Genomic DNA, 19,534 nt, shown 5'->3' with positions numbered 1-19,534 from the left:
CATGTGACGCCAGCCGACCTCGTCATCCGCGACGCCGAAGCCGCCGATCTCCCGGCGGTCAGGGCGCTTTTGGTCGAGACCTGGCACGCCACCTATGACGGGATCTATGGCTGGCAGCGCGTCGCCGAGATCACCAATGCCTGGCACTCCCTGGAAAACCTGAAGGCGCAGCTCGGCCGCGACGAGGGCGTCTTCCTCGTCGCAATGGTCGGCGAGGAGATCGTTGCGACGGCCTCCGCCCGGCAGGAGCGCGACGGCGCGGCCCTGCTGACACGGCTCTATGTCCTGCCGACCCGGCAGGGCGTCGGCATCGGGCGCACCTTGCTGCAAGTGGCGCTGGCTTGCTTTCCGGACGCGCCGGTGGCGCGGCTCGAGGTCGAGAGCCAGAACGAGCCGGCCATCACCTTCTACGAGCGCATGGGCTTCTTCCTGCAACGGCAGGCGCGCTTCGACGGGCGCGACGACACGCCTAACACGCTCCTGATGGCGAAGCGGCTGTTCGTCGTATGAAGCAGCAGGCAATCAGCGGACGAGACGGGCCTATGACGAAAACCGAAGGTTCCAAGATCAGCATGCGCGAGGCGGTCAGGGCCGATGTACCGCGCGTCGCGGAACTCATCATGCATGGCGCGTCAGTACAGAAGCGCACTCCGGAGCAGATCGCGGACGAGGCGCAGGACCCGGTCTATCTCAAGGCCTTCGAGGCCGTCTCGGCCAACCCGTACAACACGCTCTTCGTTGCCGAGCATGAAGGCAAGGTGGTTGGCACCTACCAGATCACCGTCCTGCCGGGCATGGCCGAGCGTGGGCGCATCCGCGCCAAGATCGAGAGCGTCCATGTCGCGCCGGAAAGCCGGGGGCGGGGCATCGGTGCGATCATGATGCGCCACGCGATCGCCTTCGCGGCGGAGAAGGGCGTCGGCCTCGTCGAATTGACCTCGCACAAGGCCAGGCCCGAAGCGCATCGCTTCTATAACAGCCTCGGCTTCGTGCAGAGCCACGAGGGCTTCAAGATGGCGCTCTCGCCCTGAGCAAGCCCGCCGTCAGGGCATGGCGCGGTCGCGCCCGGAGCACACCGCAGCCCCTTCCGAGGCCTTCGCAAGCTTCCTAGGTTTCGGGCCGAGGCCTCCCGCCTGAAAGGAAGCGACCGATGTCCGAAGCCCCCGCGAAGCCGATCGACCTCTATTACTGGCCGACGCCGAACGGCTTCAAGATCACCATCATGCTCGAAGAGGTCGGGCTGCCCTACACCATCGTCCCGGTGAATATCGGCAAGGGCGACCAGTTCAAGCCGGACTTCCTGGCGATCTCCCCGAACAACCGCATGCCGGCGATCGTCGATCCCGACGGGCCGGGCGGCAAGCCGATCTCGATCTTCGAGTCCGGCGCGATCCTGCAATATCTCGGCCGCAAGACCGGCCAGTTCTATCCCAAGGACGAGCGCGGCCGCGTCGAGGTCGACGAATGGCTGTTCTGGCAGATGGGTGGCTTCGGCCCGATGCTCGGCCAGACCCATCATTTCCGCCTCTATGCGCCCGAGCCCGTGCCCTACGCGATCGACCGCTATACCAATGAGGCCAACCGGCTCTACGGTGTGCTGAACAAGCGTCTCGAAGGCCGCGACTATATCTGCGGCGAGTACTCGATCGCCGACATGGCCTGCATCGGCTGGGCCCGCGGCTGGGAAAAGCAGGGCCAGGATCTCAAGCAATTCCCGAATGTCGCGCGCTGGCTGGAAACGATGCTGGCGCGGCCCGCCGTGCAGCGCGGCATCAAGGTCGGCGAGGAATTGCGCAACCCGGCCGGCATCAGCACGCCCGAGGAAAAAGCGATCCTCTTCGGCCAGAAGGCGCGCTGAGACAGGCCGTCATGCCCGGGCTTGACCCGGGCATCTCTGGACGAGAGATCCTCGGGTCTGCGCTTCGCTTCGCCCGAGGATGACGGTTCTCCGCCGATGGCGGCAAAACGTCAGTTCGACCGGTTCCACTTCACCGAGCGGCAGATCATCCCGCCCATGACGCAGCCGGCCGTGGTCAGCGTATTGCCCGAGAGCGACATCGTGCCCAAATAGGTCTTGCCGTCCTCCGGGTTGAAGGCGCTGCCGCTCCACTTGTTCGCGCCGTTCGGCTTCATGTCGTAGAAGATGCGCTGGCCGACCTTGGCCGGGCCTTTCTCGTCCTTGAGCCAGGACAGCGAGCCGCAGAGTGCGTCGCCGCATTTGGTGAAGCGCACACGCGAGGCGCCCGTATCACGCTCCCAGGTGCCGACGACTTCCTGCGCCGCAGCAGTCGAGACGCTCGCCAGCAGCCCGAGCGCAGCAAAGGCCGCAAGCTTCGATCCGATTCCGTGATGCATCCGATCCTCCCGTGTTCGACCAGCTATGACTGCATGGTTCAGATGTGAACCATATCGCGAAATTCGCCGGCCTCCAAGCTGCCGCTACGGAAGAGGTTTCCGCTGCTTCCGCTGCGCAAGGTGAATCCATTCTCAATGGGCACGGATGTGGCGTTGGGTCAGTGTATTGAAATCGCTCGTCTTTTCAGGATTCGGAGATGAATCCTTCGTTGATTTAACCCCTTGATGACGTCTCGTTGAGACTCGATTCATCGCGAAATTTAGGACGCATTTTATGGATCGAGCCCACTCTCGCATTCATCAGCCGGGGCCTTTGGACGGGTGGCCGGCACAACGACAAGAGGGTGGTTTGTCATGGCACGCATGGAGATGAGCGCTGTTCCCGCTTCGCTGGTGATCCCGGCGGAGGTGTCGGCGGAAGCCTATTATGAGCTCGGCCTGATGCACGCCTCGGGGCGTGCCGGCGCCGTCGATCTGGTCAAGGCGCAGATGTGGTTCAACGTCGCCTTCGCCCGTGGCTGCGCCCGCGCCGCGGCGCATCGCCAGGAACTGGCGCTCGAGATGAACCGCGACGAGATCGCTTCGGCGCTGCGCGAGGCCCGCGCTTTCCTAACGCGGCACTGAGCGCCACGTTCGGCAGTCTCGAAAATGGCGCCTGCTGCGCCGTTCAGAACGCCGCGATGCCGCCAGAGGGCGGGGGCTGGTTGCCCCTGCGGTCCCTGGTGATGGATTCCGACGTTACGAACAGGATCTGACACAGCAGCGTCAGGCAGCTGGCGAAGGCGAGAGCAATGAGCACCATGGAGCGGCTCCTTGTCGTCAACGCCTCATCCTAGCATGGATTTGATCTGCCGGCTCATGGATTCCTGGCATGGCGGCGCGGCTAGGGAGCCTTGTAGGGTACGAAGGCGGCAGCTATAAGCGCGCCGCATTTCCTTTTTCCGTACCCTTTCCAAGGATCGATCGATGGCTGTCCAGCGTACCTTCTCCATTCTCAAGCCCGATGCGACGAAGCGCAATCTCACCGGCGCGGTCAACGCGGTCATCGAGAAGGCTGGCCTGCGCATCGTCGCGCAGAAGCGCATCCAGATGACCAAGGCCCAGGCCGAGACCTTCTACGCCGTCCACTCGGCTCGTCCGTTCTTCGGCGAGCTCGTCGAGTTCATGACCTCCGGCCCGGTCGTCGTGCAGGTTCTGGAAGGCGAGGACGCCATCGCCAAGTACCGTGAAGTGATGGGCGCCACCAACCCGGCCAACGCTGCCGAGGGCACCGTCCGCAAGCTCTTCGCCCTCTCGGTCGGCGAGAACACCGTGCACGGCTCGGACGCTCCGGAGACGGCTGCGATCGAGATCGCCCAGTTCTTCTCGGGCAACGAGATCGTCGGCTGATCCCAGCCACTTGCTGAAAAGCAAAAAGGCGGGCCGGTATCCGGCCCGCCTTTTCTTTTGCGGCGCGCATATCGAGGCGAGGCCGGGCCTCGCCTCGACGGGGCTGGTCGTCAGAGCCCGAAGGAGTAGCTCGATCCCGTATCGAACGAGTAGCTCGCCGACAGGCCGAAGGTGAACGAATCGCGCGAGCCGAACGGCCTGACGATCGGGGAGCGCGTGGCGTCGCCGACGAGGCGCTTGTACTCGACATAGGCCGTGGTCTTGAGCTGGTCCGACCAGTGATAGGTAACCTGCGCCAGAGCACCATAGGTGTGGATGCCGGTATTGAAGCGCTGCAGCAGGCCGCCCGTTCCGGGCATGGCGCCGCTCGTGCCGAAATAGGTGCGGACATAGTCGGCGGAGGTGATCCGCATGCGCGGGCCGATGCCGAGCGTCCACTGGCCGATGGTCGAGAAGGCATCGAGCTTGAAGTCGGCGACGACGCCGTCATGCGCAGCGATGCCGCGGCGCAGGTCGACGCGGCCGCGCAGCCAGGAGGTCGGATAGAACTCGGCGAAGCCGCCGAGCTCGGCGCCGAATTTGGTGGCAGGCACCGCGACGAGGGCCGGGTTGACCTTGGCCGAGCGCTTCCAGAGCAGGTCGCCCGAGAAGCCGATGCGCCAGCCCTGGCCGGAGAAGACGCCGATGCTGAGCATCGCGTCGTCCTCGGCGCTCCACCAGGTGCTCTTCAGGCCGCGGCCGAGCGAGATGATCGGGCGGGCGCGGAAAACGTAATCGTCCGAGCCGGTATAGTCAGGCTGATAGCGCACGCCGGCACCCAGCGTGATGTACCAGTTCTGCGCCGACTGGGGCGAGGTCAGGGTCGAGTAGTCCCGCGACTGTGCCTGGGCATGGCCAGGCAGCGACAGGGCAAGGCAGGTCGAAAGACCGGCCAGATACGCAACGCAACGCATAATCCAGAACTCCGACGCTTTGGCGTCTCCGATAGGCGATGCCTGCAATCTGGCGAACGAGATTTAATGCGCGGTTAAGGTTCCCATTTCGTTATTTTAAGGGATCCTGCGCAGGTCGGCCGCCTCTAGTCCCCGCCCAGGAGCGACCAGGCCGCCCAACCCAGGAAAACGATCCAGGCCGCCATCGTCACAGTGATTCCGCCCATGAGCAGCAGGCCGAGAGCCTTGTTGCCGTCTTTCTCCTTGGCGCGCGGCGGTTCGGAAACCGGTGGCTGCCGTTCGAGATCGTCCATCGCTTCGTACCGTGACAGTCTGGCAGCCGCAGCGACGCTGGACGCTGCGGTGGATCGTTGGAGCGAGGCTGGTCGCCGCGGCCACGCCGCCCCGTCCCCTGGCTTGCGGCATTGACGGGTTCGCCTGCCGCCGCGGCAACCCCCAAATGGGTGCTGCTATACGGCTTGCGTGGGAGGGGAGTGCCTTGCGCGCCGGCTGGCACCGGGCGACTTGTCCGCCTAGCGTGCCCCCGCTGAAGCAGTGCCCATGAAATCGGCTGGCTGGACGCTGCCGGCCTCTTGACCTGCGGCCCGCTCTATGGCCATGCCGAAGCACGAGCTCGGCATCGTGGTCTTCGCTGCGCTCCGTTCTCGAAGGGCAGGCGGAATCATGAAGATGCGGCGGATGGGTGCGGTCGTTCTGGCCGGTGGATTGTCGATTCTGGCGAGCGTTTCGGCCTATGCCGCAAGCAGCTCGACGACCCTGCCGCCGCCGGACCCGACCGCGAAGAATCTCACCCCCTACATGATCCAGCTGCGCGCCTTCGACGCCTGCCTGGTCACGCAGTCGCAGCTCATGGGCACGACGCGCGAGGCTGTCCACACCCCGTGCAGCTGCTATGCCAAGGGCACGGTCGCCGCGATGACCAAGGACGAGATCCAGGCTTTCCGCGACACCGGCTATTTCAATGACTCGGCCCGCCAGAAGGGCCTGCAGTTCATCGATCAGTGCAAGCTGAAGCGCCCGTTCTGAGCTGACAGGCGAGTCGAGGAGACTGCGCGTGCTTCTCGACAAGTGCGCCTTGCTGCTGACAGACTGCTGACAGAAGCTGTCAGCGCGGCTGAGCCATTCTGCCGCAGGTCCACATCGTGATCCGTTCGATCCCCGCGATCGAACGGCGTGGCTGTTGGACCGGGGATACGAGTGGGGAGACGCCGCCGTGCAGCGCGCTGAACGATTGCTCGACATGATTCAGAGCCTGCGTCGTCGCAGGCGCCCCGTGACCGCCGAGACGCTGGCCTCCGAGCTCGATGTCTCCGTGCGCACGGTCTATCGCGATATCGGTGCGCTGGTACGCCAGGGCGTGCCTGTGCGCGGCGAGGCCGGCATCGGCTATGTCCTCGATGCCGGTTTCGACCTGCCGCCGCTGATGCTCTCGCCCGACGAGATCGAGGCCGTGCTGGTCGGCATGCGCTGGCTGAGCGAGCGGGCCGACCCGGTGCTGGCGCGTGCTGCCGAGGATGTGGTCAGCAAGGTCGCGGCGGTGCTGCCGCCGCATCTGCGGCCCATCCTGCTCGACGGCGCCTTGTTCGCGGCGTCCCATCCGGGCGACATGCCGGCCGATCAGGTCGATGTCGCGGCCGTGCGCGCCGCCATCCGCAACGGCCGCAAGCTCTCGATCCAGTATAGCGACGAGAGCGGCCATGCGACGCAGCGGATGATCTGGCCGATCGGCATGACCTTCTACGAGCGCGTGCGCATCGTCATCGCCTGGTGCGAGCTGCGGCAGGCCTTCCGCCATTTCCGCACCGACCGCCTGACGGGCCTCGTCGCGCTGGAGGAGCGCTATCCCGCCCGCCGCGCCGATCTCTTCCGCCGCTGGCAGAAGGAGGAGGAGCGCGCGAAGGAGGAGTGGGAACGCTGCAAGCGCGAGGGTGGCGGAATGCCGGCAAGCGCCGAAGGCGTCGCGGCTTAACTGCGGATGACCGCGCCGCCTTCGAGCTTCACGCGGCCGGAGGCGACCTCTGCCAGCGCCGCCGGATAGAGCTTGTGCTCCTCGACGAGCACGCGCTTCGCCAGCGTCTCCTCGTCGTCGCCCGGTAGGACCGGCACCTTGGCTTGCAGGATCACCGGCCCGGCATCGAGCTCCGGCACGACGAAATGCGCCGAGCAGCCATGCTCGGTGACGCGGGCTTCCAGCGCCTGCCGATGGGTGTGCGTGCCCTTGAACAGGGGCAGCAGCGAGGGGTGGATATTGATCATCCGCCCTTCCCAACGCGCCACGAACCAGGGCGTCAGGATGCGCATGAAGCCGGCGAGCACGATGAGCTCGATCTGGTTCACCCGCAACACTTCATCGACCGCGCGCTCGAAGGCTTCGCGGTCCTTGCCGAAGGAACGGTGATCGACCGTCGCGGTGGCGATGCCGAAATCGCGCGCGCGGTCGAGCCCGGCGACATCGGGGATATTCGAGATGACCAGCGCGATTTCGGCTGGATAGCCCGGCGCCTGCGCCGCTTCCGCCAGCGAGACCATGTTGGAGCCGCGCCCGGAGATCAGCACCCCGACGCGCTTGCGGGGAAGGCCGGTGCTCACAGCGAGAGCTTGCCGCGATAGCTGACCTGCTCCCCGCCGGCCGCGACCGGCACGATCTCGCCGAGCTTCACCGGCGCTTCGCCTGCGGCCTTCAAAGCGGCGAGAACCTCATCCGCCTTGCTGGCCTCGGCCGCGACGATCATGCCGATGCCGCAGTTGAAGGTGCGCAGCATCTCGCGCTCGGCGACTCCGCCGACCTTGGCAAGCCAGCCGAACACGGCCGGAACCGGAATCGCGGGCAGGTCGAGCGCGACGCCGAGCCCCTCGGGCAGCACGCGCGGAATATTGTCGGGGAAGCCGCCGCCGGTGATATGCGCCAGCGCCTTGATGCCGTCGGTCGCCTTCAGAGCCTGCAGGAGCGGCTTCACATAGATGCGGGTCGGCTCCAGCAGTGCTTCGGCAAGGCTTTTCTCGGGGGCGAAGGGAGCGGGCGCCGCCCAGCCGAGGCCGCTGAGCGCGACGATGCGGCGGACGAGCGAATAGCCGTTCGAATGCACCCCGGAGGAGGGCAGGCCGAACACCACGTCGCCGGGCTTCAGATCCTCGCGCGGCAGCAGCGTGCCGCGTTCGGCTGCACCGACGGCGAAGCCGGCAAGGTCGTAGTCCTTTTCAGCATACATGCCCGGCATCTCGGCGGTCTCGCCGCCGATCAGCGCGCAGCCGGCCTGGCGGCAGCCATCGGCGATGCCGCGCACGATCTCGACACCGACCTTAGGATCGAGCTTGCCGGTCGCGTAATAGTCGAGGAAGAGCAGCGGCTCGGCGCCCTGCACGATCAGGTCGTTGACGCACATCGCGACGAGGTCGATGCCGATCGTCGAATGCAGCCCGCTCTCGATGGCGATCTTCACCTTGGTGCCGACGCCGTCATTGGCCGCGACCAGGATGGGATCGTTGAAGCCGGCGGCCTTGAGGTCGAACAATCCGCCGAACCCGCCGATCTCGGCGTCCGCGCCCGGCCGGCGCGTCGCGCGCACCAGCGGCTTGATCTCGTCGACCATGGCATTGCCGGCGTCGATATCGACACCTGCCTGCGCATAGGTCAGTCCGTTTGCGCCGGGCTTGCTCATCGCGTTTCGCCTTCCTTCTGCTCGCGCGAGCGATAGGCAAGCACGCCCGCGCTGGCAAGGCGTTTGGGTGGTTTTGCAGGGTATTCGGTCGCATGAGCGACTGAGACCGATGGCCGCCCGCCTCGAATGCGGTTGCGGCTCATTGACCGGACTGCGCTTGAAGCGTAGCCTGCCGTCAATGGAATTCGAGTGGGACGACGCGAAATCCGAGGCCAACCGTGTGGGGCGTGGGTTCGGCTTCGACTTCGCCGCCCTGATCTTCGAAGGCCCGACGCTGGAGGCGCCGGATCTCCGCACGGAATGGAGAGCGTCGCATCCAGGCCATCGGCGAGGTCGAGGGTTTCGTTCTGGTGGTGGTCTACACGGATCGGCCGCCTGTCCGCCGGATCATCTCGGCCCGTCTCGCCAACCGGAAGGAACGCGCGCTATGGCAAGCATTCGCAAGTCGCTAGCGGACATCAAGGCTGCCCGGCCGGCGATAGACCGCGCGCGAATGGCTGCGACCACCGAAAACGAGATACTGCTGCACGCGGAAGAGGACGGTCTGAGGCCGGACGACGAAGCTGCCGATTATGCCCCTGTCTTGCCGGTTCAGGTCGTCCGTAGGCAACTCGGGATGACGCAGGAGCAGTTCGCAGCAGCGCTCCGCATTCCGTTGCCGACACTGCGCAATTGGGAGCAGGGGCGAACGCTTCCCGATCCGGCGGCGCGGGCGCTGCTCACCATCGTGGCCAAGGAGCCAGAAGCCGCCCTGCGTGCGTTGAAGGTGGCATAGCTGCCCGTAAGCCGATCCGCGACGAGCAAGGCTACCCGCCATGACGATCCCCAACCTGATCACCATCGGCCGCCTGTTTCTGGTGCCGCTGGTCATCGTCATGATCATCAGTGCGAACTGGGATGCGGCCTTCATCCTCTTCGTCGTGGCCGGCATCTCCGACGCGGTCGACGGCTTCCTCGCCAAGCGTTGCGGCATGGCGAGCGAGCTGGGAGCATGGCTCGATCCCGTAGCCGATAAGGCGCTGATCGTCTCGATCTACATCACGCTCGCCGTCGTCGGAGCGATCCCGGTCTGGCTCGTGGTGCTCGTCGTGGCGCGCGACCTGATGATCGTGGCAGCAGTGATCCTGTCCTGGCTGCTCGACAAGCCGCTGACGATCGCGCCCATCGTCGTCAGCAAGCTCAATACTGCCGCCCAGATCGCCTTTGCCGCTTTGGCGCTCGGCTCCCGCGCCTTCGGCATCGAGCTCGGCTCGTTCGCGCTAGCCTGTGAACTCCTCGTCGCTCTGTTGACGGTCGCCTCGATGACGGCCTATCTCGGCTTCTGGCTGCGCCACATGGCAGGTTGACGGGGCTTGATCCGGCCGAACGGCTTGGAACTGCGGGCCACGATGCACATCTGACAGGTCACGCTAGAGCATTTTCGAGCGAAGTGGACACCGGTTCGCGTGAAGAAAATGCGTTAAAGCAAAGACCTGGAGCAATGGCGCGGTTCGAAGAATTGTGGAATTGCTCCAGCCGCAAGATACGAGAGAGGCTGATCGATGACGTTGCAACGCCAGATCGGTTTCTGGGTCGGCTCCCTTCTCGTCTTCGTCCTGTTCCTGGTGGTGCTGCGCGACGTGCTGCTGCCCTTCATCGCGGCGCTGGCGCTCGCCTATCTGCTCGATCCGCTCGCCGACAGGCTGGAGCGCATGGGCATGAGCCGGATGGTGGCGACGATCGTCATCCTCGTCGTCTTCCTTCTCATCTTCGTGCTGGCGCTGGTGCTGCTGGCGCCGCTGCTCGGCCAGCAACTTGCTGGCCTCGTCGCGCGCCTGCCGGGCGATGCCGCCAAGCTTCAGGCGCTGGTGCTGGAGAAGGGTACGCCCTGGCTCGAACGCTTTGGCGCCTCCGAACTGACCAAGGATGCGCAGAGCTCGCTCGGCAACCTTGTCGGCGACGGCGTGAAATGGGTCGGCGGATTGCTGCAATCGCTCTGGAGCGGCGGCACGGCCATCGTCGGCGTGTTCTCGTTGCTGGTGCTGACCCCGGTCATCGCCTTCTACCTGCTGGTCGACTGGGACCGCATGGTCGCGACCGTCGATAGCTGGCTGCCGCTCGACCATCGCGACACCATCCGCGGCCTGCTGCACGAGATGGACATGGCGATCGCCGGTTTCCTGCGCGGGCAGGCGCTGGTCTGCGTGCTGCTCGGCGGCTTCTACGCGATCGGGCTCAGCGTCATCGGCGTCAATTTCGGCGCGCTGATCGGCATCATCTCGGGCTTCCTGTCCTTCATCCCCTATGTCGGCTCGCTGACCGGGCTCGTGCTCTCGGTCGGCGTCGCGACGGTGCAGTTCTGGCCGGACTGGACCTGGCCGCTGGCGACGCTCGGTGTCTTCTTTGCTGGGCAGTTCCTCGAAGGGAACATCTTCCAGCCCAAGTTCGTCGGCGACTCCATCGGCGTTCACCCGGTCTGGCTGATGTTCGCGCTGCTCGCCTTCGGCTCGCTGTTCGGCTTCGTCGGCCTGCTGCTGGCGGTGCCTTTGGCGGCCGTCATCGGCGTGCTCTGCCGCTTCGCGCTGAGGCAATACCTCGCCAGCAATCTCTATCACGGTGGCGACGCCACTCGCGCAGCGGCTGCGAAGGCGCGCATCGGCACCGACGCCTGAGTTGTCCATGTCCGACATTCCCCCGCGTCCGCGCCAGCTCGCCTTCGACCTGCCGGTCGATAGTCGCCACGGCGTCGAGGATTTCCTCGTCGGCGCTTCCAATGAAGCGGCTTACGGTCTGATCGAGCGCTGGCCGGCCTGGCCCGAGGCCTGGCTGCGCCTGACCGGCCCGGAAGGTGCCGGCAAGACCCATCTCGCCGCGATCTGGGCGCGGACCTCCCACGCCTGGACGATTCCCGCCAAGGAATTGAGCGAGGCGCAGGTGCCGCATCTCGTCTCGGGTGGCGCATTGGTGATCGAGGACTGCAATGCGGGCGCCCTCGACGAGCACGCCCTGTTCCACCTGATGAACGCGATCAAGGCGCGTGGTGGCTTCCTGTTGCTGACGGCGCGAAGTGCGCCAGATCTTTGGGGCCTGAGCGTGCCGGACCTTCTCTCGCGCCTCCGCCTAGCACCGGCCGCGACGATCGAGCCGCCGGATGACGGGTTGCTGCGGGCATTGCTGGTCAAGCTCTTCATCGACCGTCAGCTCGTCGTCGACATCGCCGTGATCGACACTCTGGCCATGCGGATGGAGCGCTCCTTCGCCGCCGCACGGCAGGTGGTCGACCGGCTCGACCGGCTCGCGCTCGAACGTGGCCGGCGCGTGACGCGCCCGCTGGTGCAGGAGGCGCTGGCGGAACTGTTTCCGGAGGAGCCGGGTTGAACCTGGCCATCTCTGCGCAAGCCCCATGCTTCAAATCATGTCGCTTGTCATCGAACCGTCGCACTAGAATGGCTTCAACGGCAGCATGAGCGGAAAGACGACCAGGACGCGAGTGAAGCGCATGACCCTCGACACCGTGATCGACGAGCCGGAGAAGCTCTCCAGCGAGGCTGATGCTGCGCCCCTGCGCCATCAGCCGGAGCGCTTCATGAACCGCGAGCTGTCCTGGCTCCAGTTCAACCGCCGCGTCATGGAGGAGGCCTCGAATCGCAGCCATCCGCTGCTGGAGCAGCTGCGCTTCCTCTCGATCTCCGCGAACAACCTCGACGAATTCTTCATGGTCCGCGTCTCCGGCCTGCGCGAGCAGCTCAAGGCCGGCGTCGTCACCCGCAGTCAGGACGGACTGACCCCGGCTGGCCAGCTCGTCGCCATCGGCGAGGCGGTCGCGGCGCTGACCGCCGACCAGCAGGCGCGCTGGGTCGAGCTGCGCAACGAACTGCACGGCCACCGCATCCACCTTCTGCAGCCGGGCGATATCGGCGCGCAGGACCGGATCTGGCTGGAGGATTACTTCCTCAACTACATCTTCCCGGTGCTGACGCCGTTGGCGATCGACCCGGCCCATCCCTTCCCCTTCATTCCCAATCTCGGCTTCACCATCGCCTTGGCGCTGGAGCGCAAGCATGACGGGCGCCAGCTCGACGCGCTGATCCGCGTGCCCACCAAGATCGATCGCTTCATCGAGTTGCCGGACCTGGCGCGCGAGGGGCTGCACCGCTTCATCGCGCTCGACGACGCCGTCTCGCTCTTCATCAGCAAGCTCTTCCCCGGTTACGAGGTGAAGGGCGCCGGCTCCTTCCGCATCATCCGCGACTCCGATCTCGACATCGAGGAGGAGGCCGAGGATCTCGTCCGCGTCTTCGAGACCATGCTGAAGCAACGCCGTCTCGGCGTCGTCATCCGGCTCGAACTCTCGACCGGCATGCCCGACCATCTGCGCCGGATGATCGTGCGCGAGCTCAAGGTCGACAGCGACGAGGTCGTCGAGGTCAATGGCATGATCGGCCTGAACGAGCTCTCGCAGCTCGTCGGCGTCGACCGCCCTGACCTCAAGTTCAAGCCCTATAACGCCCGCTTCCCTGAGCGCATCCGCGAGCATGGCGGCGACTGCTTCGCCGCGATCCGCCAGAAGGACCTGCTCGTCCATCACCCCTATGAGAGCTTCGACGTCGTCGTGCAGTTCCTGCAGCAGGCGGCGCGCGATCCCAATGTCGTCGCGATCAAGCAGACGCTCTATCGCACCTCGGCGAACTCCCCGATCGTCAAGGCGCTGACCGAAGCGGCTGAAGCCGGCAAGTCGGTCACCGCGCTGGTCGAGCTCAAGGCCCGCTTCGACGAGGAAGCGAATATCCGCTGGGCCAAGGAGATGGAGCGCGCCGGCGTCCAGGTTGTCTACGGCTTCATCGAGCTCAAGACCCACGCCAAGCTGTCATTGGTGGTGCGACGCGAGGCCGGTCAGCTCGTCAGCTACTGCCATATCGCGACCGGCAATTACCACCCGATCACGGCGCGCATCTATACCGACGTCTCCTTCTTCACCGCCGATCCCGTGCTGTCGCAGGATGTCGCCCGCGTCTTCAACTTCATCACCGGCTATGCCGAGCCCGCCGGGCTGGAGCGCATGGCCGTCTCGCCGACGAGCCTCAAGCAGCGCCTGCTCGACGACATCGCCGAGGAGGTCGCGCATGTGAAAGCCGGCCGCAAGGGCGCGATCTGGGGCAAGTGCAATTCGCTCGTCGATCCCGAGATCATCGACGCGCTCTATGATGCCAGCCAGGCCGGCGTCGAGATTGACTTCGTCGTGCGCGGCATCTGCTGCCTGCGGCCCGGCGTGCCCGGGCTCTCGGAGAATATCCGGGTCAAGTCGATCATCGGCCGCTTCCTCGAGCACACCCGCGTCTATGCCTTCGGCGCTGGCCACGGCATGCCGTCGCCCAAGGCCAAGATCTACATTTCCTCGGCTGATCTGATGCCGCGCAATCTCGACCGCCGTGTTGAGGCGTTGACCCCGATCCTGAACCCGACTGTGCATCAGCAGTTGCTGGATCAGATCATGTTGGCCAACCTGCTCGACAACGAGCAGAGCTGGACGATATTGCCCGATGGCGGCTCTCGCCGCATTGTCCCCGCGCCGAACGACGAGCCGTTCAACGCGCATAAGTACTTCATGACGAACCCGAGTCTGTCCGGACGTGGAAAATCGCTCTCCAATTCAAGTCCCCGTTCCCTCTCGCGTCGAGGTGGACGTAAAGCCTGAGCTCCGGCATGCGCCGGGGCGGCTTGCGCTGTCCCATACCATCGCCATCGTCGATATCGGCTCGAACTCGGTCCGTCTCGTCGTTTACGAGATGCTGGCGCGCGCTCCCTCGCAGGTCTTCAACGAGAAGGAGATGGCGGGCCTCGGCCGGCAGGTCGCGTCGACCGGCCGTCTCGCCGACGATGCCATCGCGAAGGCGATCAATGCACTGGTGCGCTTCCGCATCCTCTGCGAGGCCATGCATGTCGGCGAGATCCGCGTCATCGCCACCGCCGCCGCGCGCTATGCCAGCAACGGCCCGGAATTCATCGCGCGCGCCGAGGCGGCGATCGGCCAGCCGATCGAGCTGATCTCGGGCGGGCGCGAGGCCGTGCTCTCGGGCCTCGGCGTCATCTCGGGCTTCGACAATCCAGACGGCGTCGTCGGCGACCTCGGCGGCGGCAGCCTGGAGCTGATCTCCGTCAAGGACGGCGCTGTGGGGCAGGGCGCCAGTGTCCCGCTCGGTGGCCTCGCCCTGCTCGATCGCTCGAAGGGCTCGCTCAGGGCGGCCGAGAAGATCGTCAAGGACGAGCTCGACAAGCTGCCGCAGCTCGCCGCCATGAAGGGCCGCGACTTCTACGCCGTCGGCGGCACCTGGCGCGCGCTCGCCACGCTCCACCAGCATCGCGCGGCCTATCCGCTCAACGTGATGCACGGTTACTCCGTGCCGACGCGCGACGTCGCCGATTTCGTCAAGCTGGTCGAGCGAGCCGATGTCTCGGTGCTCGACGCGATCGATTCCGTGTCCTCCGCTCGCCGGCCGCTCCTGGCCTATGGCGCGCTGGTGCTCGACGAGTTGATCAAGCGCGGCCGGCCGCGCGAGATCATCATCTCGGCGCAGGGCGTGCGCGAAGGCCTGCTGCATGAGCAGCTTTCGCCGGAGGAGCAGAGCGCCGACCCGCTGATGCAGGCCGCGCGCGACTACAACCTGCTGCGCGCCCGGGACCCGCGCCATGCAGCCGAGCTGATCAGTTGGACGCGCGGCATCCTGGAGACGGCCGGCCTGCCGCAGGACGAGCCGTCCGGCCGGATGATCGAGACCGTCTGCCTGCTCTCCGATATCGGCTGGCGTGCTCATCCCGATTATCGCGGCGAGCAGAGCATGAACGTCATCGCCCACGCCTATTTCACCGGTCTCGACCATGTCGGCCGGGCTTTCCTGGCCTTGGCGATCTTCCACCGTTATGCCGGCATGAAGGCGAGTTCGCCGGCCGCGGCCGGGCTGAAGACGCTGTTGCCGCCGGCGATTCTCGCGCGGGCCATGTTGATCGCGGCGATCTTCCGCGTCGCCTATCTGCTCTCGGCCGGCATGTCCGGCATCCTGCCGCGCATTCCGGCATCCTGCGTCGACAATCGCCTGCTCCTGCGCTTCCCCGACGACCTCGCGGCGCTGGCGAGCGAGCGTGTCGAAGGGCGGCTCAAGCAGCTGGCGAAGCTGCTCGGCCGCGATTTCGAGATCGGCAAGCTCTGAGGCACTGGCGACCGCGCGCAAAGGCTGTGCAGCACCCTCGTCATTCCGGGGGGCGCCACAGGCGCGAACCCGGAACCCACGACTGGGCGGAACATCAGGTGTTTGGTTGGGTGCGGCTCACCCGGTCGCGGGTTCCGGGGTCTTCGCTTTGCGAAGCCCCCGGAATGACAAAGGGCGCGCTGACTCACCCCACTGCGCGCAGCCGGGCAAAACCGGCGTCGAGGTCGGCCTTGAGGTCATCGAGGTCCTCAAGCCCGATATGGATGCGGATCGTCGGTCCCTTGAAATCCGGCTTCGTCGCCGTGCGGTAGTCCTTGCAGTCGAAGGGCAGGACGAGGCTCTCGTAGCCGCCCCACGAAGCGCCGATCCCGAACAGGGCGAGCCCGTCCAGCATCGCGCCGACGGCCTTCATCGAGACCGGCTTCAGTTCGAAGGTGAAGAGTGAGGAGGCGCCGGTGAAGTCGCGCTTCCAGATCTCGTGGCCCGGCGCGCCCGGCAGGGCGGGGTGCAGCACGCGGGCGACCTCGGGCCGTCCCTGCAGCCATTCGGCCATGGCGATGCCGGCCGGCATCTGCTCCTTCAGGCGGATCGCCATCGTGCGCATGCCGCGCAGGGTCAGGAACGCGTCTTCAGGCGCGACGATGAGGCCGAGCTGGCCCCAGGCGGCGCGCAGCTTCTTGTAGAGCTCCGGCGTGCGGGCAGAGACGGTGCCGATCAGCACGTCCGAATGGGCAGCGTAATACTTGGTGCCGGCCTGCACCGAGAGATCGACGCCGAAGGCATGGGCGTCGAAGAACAGCGGCGTCGCCCAGGTATTGTCCAGCGCGACGAGAATGTCGCGCTCGCGGGCCGCGGCGACGATCGCCGGGATGTCCTGCATCTCGAAGGTCTGCGAGCCCGGCGCCTCGGTCCAGACGGCCCTGGTGTTCGGCTTGAACAGCTTCGCGATGTCGCTGCCGACCAGCGGATCGTAATAGGTCACCTCGACGCCCATCCGCTTCAGGAAGGTGTCGCAGAAGATCCGCGTCGGCCTGTAGACGCTGTCCGTCACCAGAACGTGATCACCGGACGATAGCAGGGTCAGGAAGGCGAGGGTGCAGGCCATCAGCCCCGAAGGCGTCACGACCACACCGGCGCCACCCTCGATCGTGTTGGCGGCGGCGATCAGGGCGTCGATCGTCGGGTTGCCGTCCGTGCCGTAGGTGTAGCGTGCTTTGCGCACGAGGAAGTCTTCGGTGTTCGGATAAACGACCGTCGAGCCTCGTACGATAGGCGGATTGACAAAGCCGTAGCTGTCGGTGGGGTCGCGACCCGCGAGAGCCAGGCGCGTGCGCTCGCCGAGGCGCGCAAATTCAGGCGAAGTCAGCTTTTTCATGGAACGGCACGGCCAGAAATTGGGAAGATCATGGTCAGGCTTGACCACTCCCCACAAACTCGCATGTGATATATGCAGGGAACAAGGGGCGGCTCATGCGTATGGCGGTTGCTTGACGCTCATGAGTCGCTCTGGCAATCGACTCGAGGATATGGGGACGCCGCGCGAAAGCACGACGAACCGAGCGGTGAAAATGCCGCCGGCGGCGGGACCAGAAATGTCTTCCGGCATCAGCCGGACAAGGGGTTCCAACGGGAGAGTACCGATGAAAAAGTTTGTTGCAGCCGCCCTCGCAGCAGGGATCGGCATGGCGGTTTCCGCGACCGGGGCCTCGGCCCAGGCCACGCTCGCGCAGGTGAAGCAGCGCGGTATCCTGAATTGCGGCTCGAACACCGGCCTCGCCGGCTTCGGCGTGCCGGACGCGCAGGGCAACTGGAAGGGCCTCGACGTCGATCTTTGCCGCGCTATCTCGGCGACGATCTTCAACGACCCCAACAAGGTGAAGTTCATCCCGCTTTCGGCCAAGGACCGCTTCACGGCGCTCCAGTCGGGCGAAGTGGACGTTCTCGTCCGCAACTCGACCTGGACGATGACGCGCGACGCCTCGCTCGGCCTGCTCTTCACCGGCGTGAACTACTATGACGGCCAGGGCTTCCTGGTCCGCAAGAAGCTCGGCGTGAATTCGGCGCTGCAGCTCAACGGCGCCTCGGTCTGCACCCAGCAGGGCACCACGACCGAGCTCAACCTCGCCGACTACTTCCGCGCCAACAACCTCAAGTACGAAGTCGTCGCTTTCGCGACCTCGGACGAGACGGTCAAGGCCTATGACGCCGGCCGCTGCGACGCCTTCACCACCGACGCCTCTGGCCTCTATGCCGAGCGCCTGAAGCTGGCGAACCCCGACGAGCATCTCGTTCTGCCCGAGATCATCTCGAAGGAGCCGCTCGGCCCCTCCGTCCGCAATAACGATCCGCAGTGGTTCAACCTGATCAAGTGGACCCATTTCGCCATGCTGAATGCCGAGGAACTCGGCGTCACCCAGGCGAATGTCGAGCAGCAGCTGAAGTCCGACAACCCGGAGATCAAGCGTCTGCTCGGTACCGAAGGCAAGTTCGGCGAGCAGGTCGGCCTGACCGCGGACTGGGTCGTCCGCATCGTCAAGCATGTCGGCAACTACGGCGAATCCTTCGAGCGTAACGTCGGCCAGGGCTCGCTGCTCAAGATCGCCCGCGGCCAGAACGGCCTCTGGACCAAGGGCGGCCTGCAATACGCCCCGCCGGTTCGCTAAGAGGTTTGCGGGGCGCCGGTTTGACCGGCGCCCCGTTTCCATTTCGCGTACGCGCCTTTCGACGGCTTCAGCCGACGGAGCGCGGATTCTGAGTGTTCGATTGCCGCACGGTGCCGTCGCTGCTGTCGTCCAGGGCCTGTTCCGCCATGGGAAAAGCAAGGATGCCGCCCCTCTTCGCGATGGCCTTCGCCGCCCTGGCGAGCCTCGCGCCGGATCGCGGCTGGGCTGCCCCGGAAGGCGGCTTGCTGGAGCAGGTGAGGCATCGCGGGGCTGTCGTCTGCGGCGTGGCCCCCTCGCTGGCCGGCTTCTCGATCCCCGACAGGCAGGGGCGCTGGACCGGCTTCGATGTCGATCTCTGCCGGGCGGTCGCGGCCGCGATCTTCGACGATCCCGAGAAGGTGCAGTTCGTTCCGCTATTGTCGAAGGACCGTTTCACGGCGCTTCAGACCGGCGATGTCGATCTTCTCTCGCGGACCTCGACCTGGTCGATGGCGCGCGACACCGCGCTCGGCCTCAACTTCACCGGCATCAATTTCTACGGCGGCGAGGGCTTCATGGTCCGCGCCAGGCTGGGCCTGAACTCGGCCTTGCAGCTCGCGGGCGCCTCCGTCTGTGCCGAACAGGGCACCACGACCGAGCTCAACGTCGCCGATTTCTTCCGTAGCCACGGCCTGAAATACGAGATCGTCACCTTCAAGGGCAGCGACGAGACTGTCGATGCCTATGCCAGCGGCCGCTGCGACGCCTATGCCTATGACCGGGCCGGGCTCGCCATCCAGCGGATGAAGCTGGCGGCGCCGCAGGAGCACATCATCCTGCCGGAGACGATCTCGAAGGAACCGCTCGGCCCTGCCGTGCGCCATGGCGACGACCAATGGTTCGATCTGGTCAAATGGACGCTCTTCGCCATGGTGAATGCCGAGGAGTTTGGTGTCGGCCAGAGCAATGTCGAGGCGATGCGATCCTCGGAGCGGCCGGACGTCCGGCGTCTGCTCGGAATCGAGGGCGATTTCGGCGAGGCGTTGGGCCTCGATCGCGATTGGGCCTATCGCATTGTGCATCATGTCGGCAATTATGGTGAATCTTTCGAGAGAAACCTCGGTCGGGACTCGCCTCTGAGGATCGAACGTGGCCAGAATGCACTGTGGACTCGGGGCGGCCTGCAATACGCTCCCCCGATCCGTTGAATGAAGCCGGGCGAAACCCGGCGCGAAAAATGAAACAGGGCCGCTAGGCCCTGCGCGAGACGAAGCAAACGAGGCAAGGTTCGGGCTGCTTGGCCCGGGACTTGCTGGCAAGCCGAGGGCGGGACAAACCCGCTCCGAACAGGG

At 65.7% G+C, this 19,534-nt stretch carries 22 protein-coding genes; 15 read left to right on the top strand and 7 right to left on the bottom strand.

What is annotated here, in order from left to right; translation table 11 throughout:
- The first annotated feature begins 3 nt into the window (after positions 1-3).
- The 3 genes from AC3WMA_RS01370 to AC3WMA_RS01360 all read left to right on the top strand — a co-directional run bounded on the left by AC3WMA_RS01370 (position 4) and on the right by AC3WMA_RS01360 (position 1,858).
- The gene (locus tag AC3WMA_RS01370) at positions 4-510 is read left to right on the top strand and encodes a GNAT family N-acetyltransferase (protein WP_492283622.1); all 507 of its coding nucleotides are present in this window, start codon (positions 4-6) and stop codon (positions 508-510) included.
- Positions 511-542: 32 nt separating this feature from the next.
- On the top strand, positions 543-1,031 hold the full coding sequence (locus AC3WMA_RS01365; protein ID WP_492283621.1) for a GNAT family N-acetyltransferase: 489 nt from the start codon (positions 543-545) through the stop codon (positions 1,029-1,031).
- Positions 1,032-1,150: 119 nt separating this feature from the next.
- A complete protein-coding gene (locus tag AC3WMA_RS01360) occupies positions 1,151-1,858 on the top strand; it encodes a glutathione S-transferase N-terminal domain-containing protein (RefSeq protein WP_492283620.1) in 708 nt (235 codons plus the stop codon).
- Between the two features lie 110 nt (positions 1,859-1,968).
- On the opposite strand, the gene AC3WMA_RS01355 is transcribed toward AC3WMA_RS01360, so the two are convergent.
- Positions 1,969-2,355 (bottom strand): DUF2147 domain-containing protein, encoded by a 387-nt coding sequence (locus tag AC3WMA_RS01355; protein ID WP_492283619.1) that lies wholly within the window; start codon positions 2,353-2,355, stop codon positions 1,969-1,971.
- 354 nt (positions 2,356-2,709) lie between these two features.
- Here AC3WMA_RS01355 and AC3WMA_RS01350 point away from each other — a divergent pair, with 354 nt between their 5' ends.
- Positions 2,710-2,979 (top strand): hypothetical protein, encoded by a 270-nt coding sequence (locus AC3WMA_RS01350; RefSeq protein ID WP_336813213.1) that lies wholly within the window; start codon positions 2,710-2,712, stop codon positions 2,977-2,979.
- A 43-nt stretch (positions 2,980-3,022) separates the two neighbouring features.
- Here the strand turns inward: AC3WMA_RS01350 and AC3WMA_RS01345 are convergent, their stop codons facing one another.
- Positions 3,023-3,157: a hypothetical protein gene (locus AC3WMA_RS01345; RefSeq protein ID WP_492283618.1), complete on the bottom strand. Its 135-nt coding sequence runs from the start codon at positions 3,155-3,157 to the stop codon at positions 3,023-3,025.
- A 164-nt stretch (positions 3,158-3,321) separates the two neighbouring features.
- Between AC3WMA_RS01345 and ndk the strand changes: the two genes are divergently transcribed.
- On the top strand, positions 3,322-3,744 hold the full coding sequence (ndk, locus tag AC3WMA_RS01340; protein WP_257731749.1) for a nucleoside-diphosphate kinase: 423 nt from the start codon (positions 3,322-3,324) through the stop codon (positions 3,742-3,744).
- 110 nt (positions 3,745-3,854) lie between these two features.
- Here the strand turns inward: ndk and AC3WMA_RS01335 are convergent, their stop codons facing one another.
- A complete protein-coding gene (locus AC3WMA_RS01335) occupies positions 3,855-4,697 on the bottom strand; it encodes a MipA/OmpV family protein (RefSeq protein WP_492283617.1) in 843 nt (280 codons plus the stop codon).
- Positions 4,698-4,822: 125 nt separating this feature from the next.
- A complete protein-coding gene (locus AC3WMA_RS01330; RefSeq protein ID WP_492283616.1) occupies positions 4,823-4,990 on the bottom strand; it encodes a hypothetical protein in 168 nt (55 codons plus the stop codon).
- A gap of 370 nt (positions 4,991-5,360) precedes the next feature.
- On the opposite strand from AC3WMA_RS01330, the gene AC3WMA_RS01325 reads away from it, so the two are divergent.
- Both AC3WMA_RS01325 and AC3WMA_RS01320 read left to right on the top strand, forming a co-directional pair.
- Positions 5,361-5,723 (top strand): hypothetical protein, encoded by a 363-nt coding sequence (locus AC3WMA_RS01325; protein ID WP_492283615.1) that lies wholly within the window; start codon positions 5,361-5,363, stop codon positions 5,721-5,723.
- A gap of 187 nt (positions 5,724-5,910) precedes the next feature.
- Complete coding sequence (locus AC3WMA_RS01320; protein ID WP_492283614.1) at positions 5,911-6,666, top strand: helix-turn-helix transcriptional regulator; 756 nt, start codon at positions 5,911-5,913, stop codon at positions 6,664-6,666.
- On the opposite strand, the gene purN is transcribed toward AC3WMA_RS01320, so the two are convergent.
- Both purN and purM read right to left on the bottom strand, forming a co-directional pair.
- The gene (gene purN / locus AC3WMA_RS01315; protein ID WP_492283613.1) at positions 6,663-7,286 is read right to left on the bottom strand and encodes a phosphoribosylglycinamide formyltransferase; all 624 of its coding nucleotides are present in this window, start codon (positions 7,284-7,286) and stop codon (positions 6,663-6,665) included. The two genes, AC3WMA_RS01320 and purN, sit on opposite strands and share 4 nt — an antisense overlap.
- Positions 7,283-8,356, bottom strand: a complete 1,074-nt coding sequence (purM, locus tag AC3WMA_RS01310) for a phosphoribosylformylglycinamidine cyclo-ligase (protein WP_492283612.1) — start codon at positions 8,354-8,356, stop codon at positions 7,283-7,285. Before purM ends, purN begins: the two co-directional genes overlap by 4 nt.
- Before the next feature lie 109 nt (positions 8,357-8,465).
- Between purM and AC3WMA_RS01305 the strand changes: the two genes are divergently transcribed.
- The 6 genes from AC3WMA_RS01305 to ppx all read left to right on the top strand — a co-directional run bounded on the left by AC3WMA_RS01305 (position 8,466) and on the right by ppx (position 15,540).
- The gene (locus tag AC3WMA_RS01305; protein ID WP_492283611.1) at positions 8,466-9,131 is read left to right on the top strand and encodes a helix-turn-helix domain-containing protein; all 666 of its coding nucleotides are present in this window, start codon (positions 8,466-8,468) and stop codon (positions 9,129-9,131) included.
- A gap of 40 nt (positions 9,132-9,171) precedes the next feature.
- Complete coding sequence (locus tag AC3WMA_RS01300; protein WP_492283610.1) at positions 9,172-9,702, top strand: CDP-alcohol phosphatidyltransferase family protein; 531 nt, start codon at positions 9,172-9,174, stop codon at positions 9,700-9,702.
- Positions 9,703-9,897: 195 nt separating this feature from the next.
- Entirely contained in the window at positions 9,898-11,007 is a 1,110-nt protein-coding gene (locus AC3WMA_RS01295) for an AI-2E family transporter (protein ID WP_492283609.1), read from the top strand.
- 7 nt (positions 11,008-11,014) lie between these two features.
- Positions 11,015-11,713, top strand: a complete 699-nt coding sequence (locus tag AC3WMA_RS01290) for a P-loop NTPase family protein (RefSeq protein WP_492283608.1) — start codon at positions 11,015-11,017, stop codon at positions 11,711-11,713.
- Positions 11,714-11,834: 121 nt separating this feature from the next.
- A complete protein-coding gene (locus AC3WMA_RS01285) occupies positions 11,835-14,030 on the top strand; it encodes an RNA degradosome polyphosphate kinase (RefSeq protein WP_492283607.1) in 2,196 nt (731 codons plus the stop codon).
- Positions 14,014-15,540 carry an exopolyphosphatase gene (gene ppx, locus AC3WMA_RS01280; RefSeq protein ID WP_492283606.1) on the top strand — a complete coding sequence of 509 codons (1,527 nt, stop codon included), beginning with the start codon at positions 14,014-14,016 and terminating at the stop codon, positions 15,538-15,540. The genes AC3WMA_RS01285 and ppx overlap by 17 nt, the downstream gene beginning before the upstream one ends.
- 184 nt (positions 15,541-15,724) lie before the next feature.
- On the opposite strand, the gene metC is transcribed toward ppx, so the two are convergent.
- Positions 15,725-16,915, bottom strand: coding sequence for a cystathionine beta-lyase (metC, locus tag AC3WMA_RS01275; RefSeq protein ID WP_492283605.1), 1,191 nt, complete (start codon positions 16,913-16,915; stop codon positions 15,725-15,727).
- A gap of 265 nt (positions 16,916-17,180) precedes the next feature.
- Here metC and AC3WMA_RS01270 point away from each other — a divergent pair, with 265 nt between their 5' ends.
- Together AC3WMA_RS01270 and AC3WMA_RS01265 are read left to right on the top strand one after the other, a co-directional pair.
- Positions 17,181-18,203 (top strand): amino acid ABC transporter substrate-binding protein, encoded by a 1,023-nt coding sequence (locus tag AC3WMA_RS01270; protein ID WP_492283604.1) that lies wholly within the window; start codon positions 17,181-17,183, stop codon positions 18,201-18,203.
- A gap of 146 nt (positions 18,204-18,349) precedes the next feature.
- A complete protein-coding gene (locus tag AC3WMA_RS01265; protein ID WP_492283603.1) occupies positions 18,350-19,390 on the top strand; it encodes an amino acid ABC transporter substrate-binding protein in 1,041 nt (346 codons plus the stop codon).
- Positions 19,391-19,534: the final 144 nt, after the last annotated feature.

This window comes from Allobosea sp. FW305-C-101, from assembly GCF_058783685.1.
This window is presented reverse-complemented; position numbering and strand designations above follow the sequence as displayed.

Excerpts from the sequence above, each read along its gene's own strand:
- AC3WMA_RS01365 (WP_492283621.1), top strand. The coding sequence starts at position 543 with ATGACGAAAACCGAAGGTTCCAAGATCAGCATGCGCGAGGCGGTCAGG.
- AC3WMA_RS01360 (WP_492283620.1), top strand. The coding sequence starts at position 1,151 with ATGTCCGAAGCCCCCGCGAAGCCGATCGACCTCTATTACTGGCCGACG.
- AC3WMA_RS01355 (WP_492283619.1), bottom strand. The coding sequence starts at position 2,355 with ATGCATCACGGAATCGGATCGAAGCTTGCGGCCTTTGCTGCGCTCGGG.
- AC3WMA_RS01350 (WP_336813213.1), top strand. The coding sequence starts at position 2,710 with ATGGCACGCATGGAGATGAGCGCTGTTCCCGCTTCGCTGGTGATCCCG.
- AC3WMA_RS01345 (WP_492283618.1), bottom strand. The coding sequence starts at position 3,157 with ATGGTGCTCATTGCTCTCGCCTTCGCCAGCTGCCTGACGCTGCTGTGT.
- ndk (WP_257731749.1), top strand. The coding sequence starts at position 3,322 with ATGGCTGTCCAGCGTACCTTCTCCATTCTCAAGCCCGATGCGACGAAG.
- AC3WMA_RS01335 (WP_492283617.1), bottom strand. The coding sequence starts at position 4,697 with ATGCGTTGCGTTGCGTATCTGGCCGGTCTTTCGACCTGCCTTGCCCTG.
- AC3WMA_RS01330 (WP_492283616.1), bottom strand. The coding sequence starts at position 4,990 with ATGGACGATCTCGAACGGCAGCCACCGGTTTCCGAACCGCCGCGCGCC.
- AC3WMA_RS01325 (WP_492283615.1), top strand. The coding sequence starts at position 5,361 with ATGAAGATGCGGCGGATGGGTGCGGTCGTTCTGGCCGGTGGATTGTCG.
- purM (WP_492283612.1), bottom strand. The coding sequence starts at position 8,356 with ATGAGCAAGCCCGGCGCAAACGGACTGACCTATGCGCAGGCAGGTGTC.
- AC3WMA_RS01305 (WP_492283611.1), top strand. The coding sequence starts at position 8,466 with ATGGCCGCCCGCCTCGAATGCGGTTGCGGCTCATTGACCGGACTGCGC.
- AC3WMA_RS01300 (WP_492283610.1), top strand. The coding sequence starts at position 9,172 with ATGACGATCCCCAACCTGATCACCATCGGCCGCCTGTTTCTGGTGCCG.
- AC3WMA_RS01295 (WP_492283609.1), top strand. The coding sequence starts at position 9,898 with ATGACGTTGCAACGCCAGATCGGTTTCTGGGTCGGCTCCCTTCTCGTC.
- AC3WMA_RS01290 (WP_492283608.1), top strand. The coding sequence starts at position 11,015 with ATGTCCGACATTCCCCCGCGTCCGCGCCAGCTCGCCTTCGACCTGCCG.
- AC3WMA_RS01285 (WP_492283607.1), top strand. The coding sequence starts at position 11,835 with ATGACCCTCGACACCGTGATCGACGAGCCGGAGAAGCTCTCCAGCGAG.
- metC (WP_492283605.1), bottom strand. The coding sequence starts at position 16,915 with ATGAAAAAGCTGACTTCGCCTGAATTTGCGCGCCTCGGCGAGCGCACG.
- AC3WMA_RS01270 (WP_492283604.1), top strand. The coding sequence starts at position 17,181 with ATGAAAAAGTTTGTTGCAGCCGCCCTCGCAGCAGGGATCGGCATGGCG.
- AC3WMA_RS01265 (WP_492283603.1), top strand. The coding sequence starts at position 18,350 with ATGGGAAAAGCAAGGATGCCGCCCCTCTTCGCGATGGCCTTCGCCGCC.